The following is an 11952-nucleotide window of genomic DNA, read 5'->3' on the forward strand; positions in this document are numbered from 1 at the left end:
CAAAAGCTATTACTATTTCTCCTATTATATTTCATAATGTATGGAAAATGGTAAATAAATAAAAAAAGCTTCCTTTAAGCCTCTAAAAATCTACGAAAATATAGAGAGTGAAAAACTATATCACTCAAAAAGCACTATATCCAATCCCTTTCTGCGGTAACAGGTTAGAAGCGTATACAGTTCTGCACGGTGATGGTATAAATGAGACTGAATTTCAAGCAGCCACTCAAAACATGTATACGTGCATCCCCAATAGGACGTTTGCAATGAAAAAAGCTTTCGTTCGTCAAAAGAAGAGTAGGCCGCTTTTAGCTGATTGAAGCCATCTATTAAAGCTGTTTTGAGTTCAAGCTTTGTATAAGCTGGATGCTGCAGATAAAAGTCGTTCATTTTATCTGCAGAGTAGCCTGAGGAAATAGAATAGTCTGCACTACAAATGAGACATAAATGCTGCAGCAGCTCTTGAATAGACCGCTTGTGAGGGAGGGGACGATAAGCAAGCTCTTCTTCTGTAACCTCATCAATGATCGCGGTGAGAGACTGGACGTTGACGTGTATTTGATTAAACACCATCTCACAGTACGAATTCATGTATTCACATCCTTTTTATTCAACTAAATACTGCATTTTTTGATTCAGCCAGTACTCTGATTTTTCATTGTTATCGAGCTTGATATAGCAATCGATAATTTCATCATAAATGAATTCTTTTTCTTCTACTAAATCAATAAATTTAACGAGTAAAAATACGGCTTTCGAAACTTTTCCATTCTCACAAAGCCATTCTTTCATCCAGATTAATAGATCAAGAAGAATAATCTCTATTTTCACTCGGATATCAAGGAACCAGTCGTCATAAATCGTTGTTAAATAATGAGGAACTAATTGATGTAGGCGCTGTTCAGCTTCCTTGAATTTCAGCGACGGGTCAGACTGTTCGGTTATCCACTGAAGGTCAGTTAGTAAATCTAATCCATCGCTTGACACATCGGCATTTAAAGAAATGAGCTGCCTGTTAACAAGTAAAACCGGCTCTGAATTTTCTGCGTTCAATAACTTTTTTAAATGAGACAAGTAGACGCGTAAATTCTTTTTAGCATTGCTTAAAGGTATGTCAGGCCACAGTGCTTCGCATAGCTGTTCTCTGCTGATAGAATGATGAAAAATAAGATATAGTAAAATTTCTTGAGCAAAGCGCTTATTCCAGCCTTCTGTAATAAGCTGACCATTTACATAGACGGAAAAAGAGTATAAGAAATCTACTTTAAGGGAGGGTGTATGGGCATGAAAATCTTTTTGTATGTCTATAGCCGTATCACTTTCCCAGTTTTTAAGTATTTTCATAGAATCATTCTTTAAAGAAGGCAGCTGGCCTGTATTACTTTTAATAAAATCTATGACAATTTCTCTGAATAAAGCTGTTTTTTCTTTTACTAGAAATAGAGAATGTGCGTTAGGTATGGTCATATGACTGTAGTTTTTTAAAAACATCGTTTTTGAAATCAGATACTGAGATGAAAACAGCAAATCATGTTGGCCAGATAAAGTGAGTACAGGAAGTGAAATGCTGCTCAGATCTTGAAGTAGACTGGCTCTAATAGAAAGTTTAACGAAGCGGAAATATACATTAGGATCCATTTGTTTAAGTCTTTCAATTACCTCTTGTATGTTTGTACATTCCAGGCTTTCCAGTTTGCCTAATTCAAGGATTTTATCTACCGGTATTTGATTTTTGCTTTCTTCGTTGTAACATCTCTTAATCTTTTGAATGGTGCTATCTGAATAAAAAGGAAGAGACAGTAGTATCAGTCCTTCAATAAGAAATTCATAGCGGGCGGTAAATTTAACAGCGATTTGTCCTCCAAATCCCACTCCAACTAAGTAACACTTCTTTATATGTAACGTATGTAATAAGAGAAAAAGATCTTCAATATGAGCCTCAAACGATAATTCTCCTGTAGCAGAGGCGCTCTTTCCTGTCTCTCTCAAATCGTAATGAATAACACGGTAATGTTGGGTTAATTCCGCAGTAATATAATCAAAAAGCGTATGATCAGTGACACAAGAATGAACCATAACAACGGTTTCTGTCTTGTCAGTGAACACGGGCGAATGAACTTCATAGTAAATTTTTTCTGTCGCCGTATGCAGAAAAGGCATAAAAGCAATCCTCCTAGTGTCTAACTGTAGCGTTTGTGTAACGGTAAAATCATTATGATAGGAATAGACAAAAATTTCAAAAAAATTGGTGCTTTTAGTAATGAAAAATGTCTAATGATCTTGTAATATCCATTATACTGTAAAAAAACAGGGAAAAATAGGTATTTTTATTTAATCACATTTTTAGAAAGCGTTATCAAATTTACGATGAAGGGGACTGGAATGATGAGCGCGAATGATAAAAGTACTATTGATTTAGAGTGGGTTCATTTAATGCTAAAAGCCCAAGATCAAGGAATCAGCATACAAGACGTTAAGGAATTTATCTCTAATCCAAACCAATTTAATAAAAAAGAATATAATAAATGAGAAACTTTTGTGAAAGAATAAAAAAGCTGGTATAAGAAAGGTAATTCAATACAGCTCCCTTTTTTGGTATTTGAGCGTAGGTAATGAATGATTATTTTTTTCTGAAAAGTACAATGAGTGAAAAAATCTACTATATAATTACAATAGCTTTAACGGATTGATTGTGCAAAACAGGTAAGTAATATCTTATTTCGAATGCATCATAAGGTTATTTCAATCCGTTTAAGCAGTTTTTCATAGCTCGACGATAATTTAATTTGTTATAGGATTTAGCATGGAACTGTGGTACAATTATCCTTATAAGCATTTATTAAGGGTGATAAATATGACAATTGGTCAACGTATCCGAGAACTTCGAAAGAAACAAGGAATATCATTAACTGAGCTTGCTAACCGTGCTGGAGTAGCTAAGTCTTACATCTCCTCTGTGGAAAGAGATATTCAATTAAACCCCTCTATTCAATTTTTAAATAAGATTTCAACTTCTTTACATGTTAGTGTAGATAAGTTAATTCATGATTCTTCCGAGAGTGATAGCTCAATCTCAATAGACAGTGAATGGTTAGATTTAGCAAAAGAAGCGGCTGAATCTGGTATCAGCAAAGAGCAGTTCAAACAGTTTCTTGAATTCCAAAAGTGGCAGCGTTCAAATCAGTAAATTCAAAAGCATTTGGTTTAAAGGGCAGTAGAAACTGATTACTTGCAACTGCCCCTAAAGGTTCCGGCATGGTCAGTAAAGAAATTTATAAGTAAGAAATTTTAAATTAATTCCTTCGTTTAGCCGAATATAATAAGAGACAACTCCTTTTAACTTCATTGATTTTCCTTCCTTTTCAGTCTAACTGTATGCTACAAACTTCTCCTTTTATTTCAGTAGCTGTATAAACTTCACTTTTTTATTGCATTTATAGAAAAGTATTTAAAGTGCTATAAAATATTAGAGGGAAGAGACTTTCTAGATCAAACATCTGAAATACATAATTACCTACTATAAAGCTATTCATATCTATAATTAATACTTCTAGTCACTTATCTGAACTCGGAACTTATAAAGGAGGTGGGATAAGAGATAATTCAACTTCTTTAACGGTATTACTCTATGAGTTGACTTAGTTATTAATTCAACAGAATTTGTTCTTTATAAAAAACAATAAAATCCTGTAATTCTATTTTTTTTGAGATAATACTAAGGATTTATATTTTATATCAGAAACTTAAAAGGACTATGGGTACATATTTAAACTTTGAAGTTTAAATTAATATTGACTTGTTCTTTATAAAGAATTAAAATGAGGTAGAACCTAATAACTAGAGTTTGGAGCGCATACGAAAATAAGGCGTTAAGTAAAGGTGTTTTTTTGTTCGTTATAAAGAATTTTATTTTTGATATTGAGAACGTTAAAAAATAATTGGGGCAAAGGTGGTTCTAATGAGTACACTGCAAGAAAAGAATTTTCTCCACCAACAAAAAAGTAAAGACATTAATTTAAAAGAATACTATGAAGTCATTAAAAAACGTATTTGGATTATCATTATCGTTACTGTCTTTACTACACTGGCTGGCTTTTTTTATAGTCATCAGAATAATACTACAGTATATTATCAAGCCTCCACCAGAGTGGTTGTAGATGTAGATGTAGATACCCAGAAAATGAGTACGCTTCTAGTAATGGTTAAAGATCCAATCGTGATGGGAAAGGTAACAAAACAGTTGAATTTAGAGCAGCCTGCAGAAGCCACAGCAGGTCAAGTTCAGGCGGCGAGCCTTAATGAATCACAAATCATTAGCCTTTCTGCAACAAGTACGGATCCCGCAACTGCTGTTAAAATCGCTAATACAACAGCCAAAGTATTCAAAGAAGAAGTAGGGAGTATTCTAGGTATTAAAGGAGTCCAATTGTTATCTCCAGCAAAGAATTCTTCTCCTATTGATGGAAATCAAAACCGCACCATCATGCTGGCTTTGATTGCAGGTATTGTAATAGGACTTGGGCTTACTTTTTTGCTAGATTCTTTAGATGGAAGAGTAAAAAAAGACAGTGAAGTGGAACAATTATTAGGTGTACCGGTAATAGGAACGATTTCAAACATGAACAAACAAAAATTTAAATCATCTGCTAAAACAGGAACAGACGTAGAATTAAGGAGTGAGACCGTTGGCAGCAAATAAAAATTCTCAAGTAAAAATGTTGAAAACACCAATCCTTTTTACCCACTTTCATCCTAATTCTATTATTTCTGATCAATTTCGTGCGATTAAAGCAAACCTTCACTTTTTAACAAAGGAAAAAACGTGCAAGCTTATTCTTATTACTTCTCCTGAAAAGGGAGAAGGGAAATCAACTACGGCAGCTAACCTAGCTGTTTCCATGGCTCAGCAAGAAGGAAAAATTATATTAATTGATGCAAATTTAAGAAATCCAGCAATTCAAGATATTTTTAACGTTCCAAATAATAGAGGGTTAATAGATATACTAAAAACTGAAGAATCTTTCGAAGAAGTTGTACATCAAACGAGGATAGAGAATTTAGACGTCTTAACGAGTGGTTCTTCTTTGTCTCATTTTGTAGAATTATTAGGTACTAACACGATGCAAAATTTACTGACTAAATTGTCTGCTTGTTATGATACTATACTAATCGATTCTTCCTCTCTATTAACATCTCCTGAAACACGAGTATTATCAACATACTGTGACGGAGTAATATTAATTTTGAAGAGAGAGAAAACAAAGGTAGAGAAGATAGAGGAAACAAAAAGAGTGTTGGATATTGCAGAAGCTAAATTAGTAGGTGTGGTTATGCATGAAAAATAAAGATATAATTTTTTTGGACAATAGTTCTCAATTAAGAACATAATTGTTCTTTAAAAAGTTATTTGATGAAATAGTTTGGTGATGCCTACTTGCCGTTATCAATGCAGGCACTCGATCATGCTGTGGGTTGAAAGAAACCTTAGACGCAAGTCGTCGAAAGTATGGTGTGAGGATGGGTTAGATGCCCATTTTAATGTTTATAAAGCTTTTATGTATACGGTTTTACAAAAAAACGTATACATAAAAGCTTTATTATTTTTATAGTGAAGGAGATGTAAAATGAAATGGGGAGTTTTGATAATCATCCAAAATCTATTAAAAAAGCTGTTAGATACATCAAACAAGACGCATCTAAAGAGCAGCTGATGGAAATTAGAAAGTTGTTGAATAATACGATTCAAAAAAGGATAAAGGCTCTTGAATTAGACAACCAAAAAATTATCAGTTAAAGAAAGGAGAACGTGTATGACTTATCGCCAAAGGTTGTCTTTATTTATTGTAGTCGATTCTTGTATTGTGATGCTGGCTATTTTTATGAGCCGTTTTCTTGTAGACGCAAGTATTTATGTAATTACTTTTCCTGTTGTTGTAAGTTCACTTACATTTTTGCTTAGTCATCATTTTTTCTCCATTAGATTTAAACTTTATAAAAAATCTTGGGAATATGCAAGTATTGGAGAACTAGTCATTATTTTTAAAGTTGTTTCTTATTCTATTCTCTGTGCTGCCATCATTCAGCAACTGGTTTTTAAAGAAACATTTTTCAGACTGCTAACTGTGACATGGTTGCTTCATATGTTACTAATGGGCGGGTCAAGATTTATGTGGAGAATGTATCGGGATTCTATTATAAATAAATCAAGCAATAAACAAAGAACGTTAATTATTGGCGCTGGATCTGCGGGCACTATGGTGGCCAGACAACTTTTAAAGAAAAATGAAAGCAATCTTCTTCCTATCGGTTTTATCGATGACAACGTAAAAAAGCATCATCTTGATATCTTAGGTCTTCCTGTACTAGGTGGAGCAAATAAAATAGAAGAGACTGTTAAAAGATTCACCATTGAAAATATTATTATTGCAATTCCTTCTCTTAGTAAAAAGGAATTAAATACTATTTTTCAAGAATGTGCGAAGACAAAAGCGAGAACGCAAACACTGCCCATGCTTGAGCATCTTGTTACAGGAAAAATTTCAGTAAATCAGTTTCGAGATGTGCAAGTAGAGGATCTTTTAGGAAGAGACCCTGTTGAAATGGATGTTGAAAGTATCTCTGGTTATGTTACGAATAAAGTAGTTTTGGTGACGGGTGCCGGCGGATCAATTGGCTCTGAAATTTCTAGACAAATCTCAAAGTTCAGTCCCAAAAAGCTTATTCTACTTGGTCACGGTGAAAACAGTATTTATTCAATTGAAATGGAACTAAAAAATATATTTAAAGAGACAAGTATTGAATTTACAACAGAGATTGCTGATCTACAAGATGCTAAGAGAATGATGTCGGTAATGAATATACATAGTCCAGACGTTGTATATCACGCTGCAGCTCATAAGCACGTGCCGCTAATGGAGCGTAATCCAGAAGAAGCTGTTAAAAATAATATAATTGGAACCATGAATGTTGCAAAGGCAGCGAGCTGGCACGGTGTAGGAACTTTTGTCATGATTTCTAGTGATAAAGCAGTGAATCCCACAAGTGTGATGGGGGCAACGAAAAGACTGGCAGAAATGATTATTCAAGGAATGGATGCACATAGCGCTACAAAATTTGTTGCAGTCCGATTTGGTAATGTGTTGGGAAGTCGAGGAAGTGTCATTCCGTTATTTAAAAAACAAATTGAAAAAGGAGGACCGGTAACCGTAACTCACCCGGATATGGTTCGCTACTTTATGACAATTCCAGAAGCATCAAGACTTGTTATTCAAGCTGGAGCGTTAGCTGGCGGAGGAGAAATTTTTGTTTTAGATATGGGAGAACCAGTAAAAATAGTAGATCTTGCTAAAAATTTAATAAAGCTATCTGGAAATTCCATCGACGAAATTGGCTTGAAGTTTACCGGTATGAGGCCAGGTGAAAAGCTTTTTGAAGAATTGTTGAAAGAAGAGGAAATTCATGAACAGCAAGTATATCCAAAAATCTATGTTGGAAAAACAGCAAAACTGTATGTAGAAGAAATTACTGAAATCATTGCAACATATGAGACGATGGATAAAGAATCTTTAAGGGAAACGTTATTAAACTTGGCAAATAATAATCTAACTTCGACTTCTAAACAAATTGTCTCTGTTTCAAGTTAAAGAAGTTGAAACACTATGCAGATAGGTGATATAGGTGACTAAAAAAGTATTGTTTTGTGCAACCGTAGACTTTCATTTTAAAGCGTTTCATTTGCCTTATATGGAATGGTTTAAAGAACAAGGATGGGAGGTTCATGTAGCTGCAAGCGGGAATATGGAGCTTCCTTATGTTGATAAAAAATATAACCTTCCAATTCAAAGATCACCCTTTCACACGGCAAATATGAAAGCTTATAAGGAATTAAAAGCAGTTATAGATCATAATAAATACAATCTTATTCACTGTCATACTCCAATGGGGGGAGTGATAGCGCGTTTAGCAGCACGGAAAGCAAGAAAAAAAGGAACGGCCGTTATTTACACTGCTCACGGTTTTCACTTTTGTAAAGGGGCATCTTTTGTGAATTGGCTTCTTTATTATCCGATAGAAAAAATACTCGCCCGTTATACAGACTGCTTAATTACAATCAATAAAGAAGATTACCAATTGGCAACTAAGCGTTTTAAAACTAAACATATTGAGCATGTGCACGGAGTGGGAATCAACACAGACAATTTTAAGCCTGCAAACGAAAAAGAAAAAATTCAGCTTAAAAAGTCATTTGGGTATCAGCCAAATGACTTTTTACTATTTTACGCAGCGGAGTTTAATAAAAATAAAAACCAGCAGCTTCTTATTCAGTCGCTAGCACTTATAAAAGATAAAATTCCGCAGGCAAAACTTCTTTTAGCAGGTAAAGGACCGTTGCTTGAAAAATGCCGAAAACTAGCTGCAGACTTAGAAATTTCTCATATGGTTGACTTTTTAGGTTATCGAAACGATCTTCATCAAATTGTTCCAATGTGTGACGTGGCAGTGGCATCAAGCTTTCGTGAAGGACTACCTGTGAATATTATGGAAGCTATGGCTTGTGAACTACCGATAGTAGCTCTCGATAATAGAGGTCATAGAGAGCTTATTCAGAACAATAAAAATGGTTGGATTATTGACGATAGTGATCACACTACTGTATTTGCAGATAAAATAGAGATGCTTGCTAGAATTAAAAACTTAAAGTGCAAACTTGGCAAAAATGGAAGGGATATTATTTTGAAGAAATATAGTATTAATAAAGTGCTAATAGAAAAAAAGAAGATATATAGATCTTATATGCAAGAAACGGAGGATATTAAGTGGAAGGTCCATTAAGGGTATTACATGTTGTAGTCAATATGAATCGAGGCGGCGCTGAAACACTAATTATGAATCTATATCGGAATATGGATCGCTCTAAAATTCAATTTGACTTTTTGACATGTAAAGAAGGAGTTTTTGACTCAGAAATAATGGAAATGGGAGGGCAAATTCATAGAATTCCTTATATAACAGAAGTAGGCCACGTTGCTTACTTGAAACAGCTGAATCAATTTTTTGAAGAAAATGCCGGCTATACGATTGTTCATTCTCACATGGATAAAATGAGTGGGTTAGTTCTTCGTGCAGCAGAAAAAGCAAACATTTCAGTAAGAATTGCCCATAGTCATAATACTCAAAGTGAAGGAGGATTGGCATCGAAAGTTTATAAATGGTATGTAGGTACCAATATTAAAAGCTCTGCTACTCACCTGTTTGCTTGTTCAAAAGCTGCTGCCCAGTGGTTATTTAAAGAGCAATCTAATGAAACATTCATTCTTAAAAATGGAATTGAATGTAATAAATTTAAATTTTCATCAAATGTTCGAAACCAAATTCGTGAAGAATTGAAACTTGATAAAAATTCATTGATTATTGGCCACGTAGGAAGATTCAACCATCAAAAAAATCATTTGTTTTTACTAGAGGTATTTTCTCAACTAACGAAAACTATTCCAGATGCTAAGCTTTTGCTAGCAGGTGGCGGTATATTACAGTCTAATATTGAAGAAAAAATAAAGGAGTTGCATTTGGAAGAAAAAGTAAAGATTTTAGGGGTAAGAGAAGACATTCATTTACTGCTTCAAGCTTTTGATGCATTTGTTTTCCCATCTTTCCATGAAGGGCTTCCGGTAACTTTGATAGAGGCTCAAGGAGCAGGGCTGCCTTGCATTATTTCTGACGTAATAACAAAAGAAGTAGATATGGGGGTTGGTCTAGTTCAATATCTGCCTTTAAATGATAAAAATGAGTGGGTTAAAACTATGTTAAAGGTAACGAGTAGCAGTTCATCCAGGAAAGTATCAGAGGAACGTTTAAGTCAGAAAGGATACAACGTACGTAAAACAGCGGAATTTATTCAAAAATCGTATATGGAGATGGGAGGAACGGTTAGTTGAAAACATTAACAGTTTTTACTCCAACCTATAATCGAGCATACTGCATTCATCAATGTTACGAGAGCTTAAAAAGACAAACTTGCAACGATTTTATATGGCTAATCATTGATGACGGCTCAACAGATAATACAAAAGAGATTGTTGATGGCTGGATTAATGAAAATATCATTAAAATAAAATACCATTGGCAAAATAACAAAGGAATGCATGGTGCACATAACACGGCTTATGAACTTATTGATACAGAGCTAAACGTGTGCATCGATTCTGATGACTATATGCCAGATGATGCAGTGGGAAAAATTATAGACGTGTGGAAGAAGTATGGAAGTAATGAAATTGGTGGAATCATCGGTCTTGATGCTAACCATAACAATGACATTATTGGTACACGATTGCCAGAACATATTACATGTTCCACATTGTTCGATTTATATAACAAGTACAGTGTAACAGGGGATAAAAAGCTGGTTTATCGAACGTCATTAACAAAAAAGTATCCATATCCGTTATTTGAAAATGAAAGGTATGTTGGGTTAGCTTATAAATATCATATGATTGATAAACAATACAAAATGTTACTAATGAACGAAATAATATGTTGTGTAGAATACCTAGAAGACGGATCGTCGCGAAACATGTTAAAACAGTATCGTAAAAATCCAAGAGGTTTTGCTTTTTATCGTAAAGAAATGATGAAACTTCCTTTTGCCAGTCGTTCATTTAAGTTCAGACAAGCTATCCACTATGTATCAAGTAGTTTGATAGGTAAAAACAGGAGTTTTTTACAAGATACACCTAGTAAAGGTTTAACCTTATTGGCAATGCCTCTAGGAATAGCTTTATATTTTTACATTATAACAAAAACAAGGATTGTTTAAAGTTAAAATACTATGATGATCCCTGTTTTTGATTTGAAAGGATTTATCGTATGACTTTTCTTTGGATTAATCTTTTTTTAGCATTTATTTTTGCATTTTTTGCTAGATATTTTGCAACTACTTCCATTAGCCATGATTTTACGATTTTAATAAGGCCTAATAAAATTTTGATGTTTGGGGCAGCATCTACGTTGATAGCTGTTGCAGGTCTTAGATCCAATATAGGTGATACATTTAACTATATAAACATCTATACTTCCAATGATTTTACGTGGGAGTATATTCTAAACAACAAAGATATTGGCTTTGGAATTCTTCAAAGGCAATTAAAAAAAGTATCAGAAGATCCTCAGATACTGATATTTACTACTGCTTTGATTACAAACATATTTATTATTTTGGTTTTGTATAAGTATTCAAGGATGTTTGAGTTAAGTGTTTATGTTTATATAACTGGTGGATTGTTTTTAGTTACAATGAACGGAATTAGACAAACTTTAGCGGCGGCGATTATATTTACAGCAACAAAATTTTTGATAGAAGGAAGTTGGAAAAGGTATTTCTTACTTGTTATTTTAGCATCCTTTTTTCATCAAAGTGCCCTTATATTAATTCCAATTTACTTTATTGTTAGAAGTAAGGCATGGTCTAAAGCTACAGCTGCTCTCATAGCTTTAGCCATTATAATTGTTTTAGGATTTAATCAATTTTCAACACTTTTGTTTTCGGCTATTCAAGATACGCAGTACAGTGATTATCAAAATGTTAACGAAGGTGGAGCTAATATTCTGAGAGTAGCAGTGAACGCTGGGCCCTTACTCATTGCTTTTTTAGGACGAGATAAATTAAGAAGGATATTTCCTAACAGCGATCCTATTATAAATATGGCTTTGATTGGCTGCGTGTTTATGTTAATTTCTACTCAAAATTGGATTTTCGCAAGGTTTTGGATTTATTTTAATTTATATCAATTAATTGTGATTTCATGGATTGTAAAGCTATTTCGAGAAAAAGATGAAAAACTTATCTACTATGCCATCTTGGTTCTTTACTTTATCTATTACTATTACGAAAATGTAATTAGCTTAGGAATATTTTATAAAAGTGATTATTTGAATTTAATTCCCTAAAAATTG

The 11952-nt window shown here is 33.7% G+C and carries 12 protein-coding genes; 10 read left to right on the top strand and 2 right to left on the bottom strand.

Annotation, left to right across the window (positions count from 1 at the left end; genetic code table 11):
- Positions 1–120 precede the first annotated feature (120 nt).
- Both LJY09_RS10620 and LJY09_RS10625 read right to left on the bottom strand, forming a co-directional pair.
- On the bottom strand, positions 121–591 hold the full coding sequence (locus LJY09_RS10620; protein ID WP_034265804.1) for a DinB family protein: 471 nt from the start codon (positions 589–591) through the stop codon (positions 121–123).
- Positions 592–606: 15 nt separating this feature from the next.
- Positions 607–2160, bottom strand: coding sequence for an alpha/beta hydrolase (locus tag LJY09_RS10625; protein WP_155010172.1), 1554 nt, complete (start codon positions 2158–2160; stop codon positions 607–609).
- A gap of 222 nt (positions 2161–2382) precedes the next feature.
- Here LJY09_RS10625 and LJY09_RS10630 point away from each other — a divergent pair, with 222 nt between their 5' ends.
- From LJY09_RS10630 to LJY09_RS10675, 10 genes are all read left to right on the top strand, one after another.
- Positions 2383–2529, top strand: coding sequence for an anti-repressor SinI family protein (locus LJY09_RS10630; RefSeq protein WP_228307706.1), 147 nt, complete (start codon positions 2383–2385; stop codon positions 2527–2529).
- Positions 2530–2854: 325 nt separating this feature from the next.
- Positions 2855–3187 carry a helix-turn-helix domain-containing protein gene (locus tag LJY09_RS10635; RefSeq protein ID WP_098626821.1) on the top strand — a complete coding sequence of 111 codons (333 nt, stop codon included), beginning with the start codon at positions 2855–2857 and terminating at the stop codon, positions 3185–3187.
- Positions 3188–3958: 771 nt separating this feature from the next.
- Positions 3959–4699 carry a YveK family protein gene (locus LJY09_RS10640; RefSeq protein WP_228307707.1) on the top strand — a complete coding sequence of 247 codons (741 nt, stop codon included), beginning with the start codon at positions 3959–3961 and terminating at the stop codon, positions 4697–4699.
- On the top strand, positions 4686–5345 hold the full coding sequence (locus tag LJY09_RS10645; protein ID WP_228307708.1) for a CpsD/CapB family tyrosine-protein kinase: 660 nt from the start codon (positions 4686–4688) through the stop codon (positions 5343–5345). Before LJY09_RS10640 ends, LJY09_RS10645 begins: the two co-directional genes overlap by 14 nt.
- A gap of 284 nt (positions 5346–5629) precedes the next feature.
- Positions 5630–5794, top strand: a complete 165-nt coding sequence (locus tag LJY09_RS10650; RefSeq protein ID WP_228307709.1) for a hypothetical protein — start codon at positions 5630–5632, stop codon at positions 5792–5794.
- Between the two features lie 16 nt (positions 5795–5810).
- Positions 5811–7643, top strand: coding sequence for a polysaccharide biosynthesis protein (locus tag LJY09_RS10655; protein ID WP_228307710.1), 1833 nt, complete (start codon positions 5811–5813; stop codon positions 7641–7643).
- A gap of 34 nt (positions 7644–7677) precedes the next feature.
- Positions 7678–8832 (top strand): glycosyltransferase family 4 protein, encoded by a 1155-nt coding sequence (locus tag LJY09_RS10660; RefSeq protein ID WP_228307711.1) that lies wholly within the window; start codon positions 7678–7680, stop codon positions 8830–8832.
- A 23-nt stretch (positions 8833–8855) separates the two neighbouring features.
- Positions 8856–9935, top strand: coding sequence for a glycosyltransferase family 1 protein (locus LJY09_RS10665; protein ID WP_416339300.1), 1080 nt, complete (start codon positions 8856–8858; stop codon positions 9933–9935).
- Positions 9932–10816, top strand: a complete 885-nt coding sequence (locus LJY09_RS10670; protein ID WP_228307713.1) for a glycosyltransferase family 2 protein — start codon at positions 9932–9934, stop codon at positions 10814–10816. The genes LJY09_RS10665 and LJY09_RS10670 overlap by 4 nt, the downstream gene beginning before the upstream one ends.
- Positions 10817–10866: 50 nt before the next feature.
- Positions 10867–11946: an EpsG family protein gene (locus tag LJY09_RS10675; protein ID WP_228307714.1), complete on the top strand. Its 1080-nt coding sequence runs from the start codon at positions 10867–10869 to the stop codon at positions 11944–11946.
- Positions 11947–11952: the final 6 nt, after the last annotated feature.

It is taken from the genome of Priestia sp. J2 (genome assembly GCF_020790095.1).
Classification (GTDB): Bacteria; Bacillota; Bacilli; order Bacillales; family Bacillaceae_H; genus Priestia; species Priestia zanthoxyli.

What these genes read in the sequence shown, in the direction of transcription:
- LJY09_RS10620 (WP_034265804.1), bottom strand. Translation starts at nt 591, where the DNA reads ATGAATTCGTACTGTGAGATGGTGTTTAATCAAATACACGTCAACGTC.
- LJY09_RS10625 (WP_155010172.1), bottom strand. Translation starts at nt 2,160, where the DNA reads ATGCCTTTTCTGCATACGGCGACAGAAAAAATTTACTATGAAGTTCAT.
- LJY09_RS10630 (WP_228307706.1), top strand. Translation starts at nt 2,383, where the DNA reads ATGATGAGCGCGAATGATAAAAGTACTATTGATTTAGAGTGGGTTCAT.
- LJY09_RS10635 (WP_098626821.1), top strand. Translation starts at nt 2,855, where the DNA reads ATGACAATTGGTCAACGTATCCGAGAACTTCGAAAGAAACAAGGAATA.
- LJY09_RS10640 (WP_228307707.1), top strand. Translation starts at nt 3,959, where the DNA reads ATGAGTACACTGCAAGAAAAGAATTTTCTCCACCAACAAAAAAGTAAA.
- LJY09_RS10650 (WP_228307709.1), top strand. Translation starts at nt 5,630, where the DNA reads ATGGGGAGTTTTGATAATCATCCAAAATCTATTAAAAAAGCTGTTAGA.
- LJY09_RS10655 (WP_228307710.1), top strand. Translation starts at nt 5,811, where the DNA reads ATGACTTATCGCCAAAGGTTGTCTTTATTTATTGTAGTCGATTCTTGT.
- LJY09_RS10665 (WP_416339300.1), top strand. Translation starts at nt 8,856, where the DNA reads ATGAATCGAGGCGGCGCTGAAACACTAATTATGAATCTATATCGGAAT.
- LJY09_RS10675 (WP_228307714.1), top strand. Translation starts at nt 10,867, where the DNA reads ATGACTTTTCTTTGGATTAATCTTTTTTTAGCATTTATTTTTGCATTT.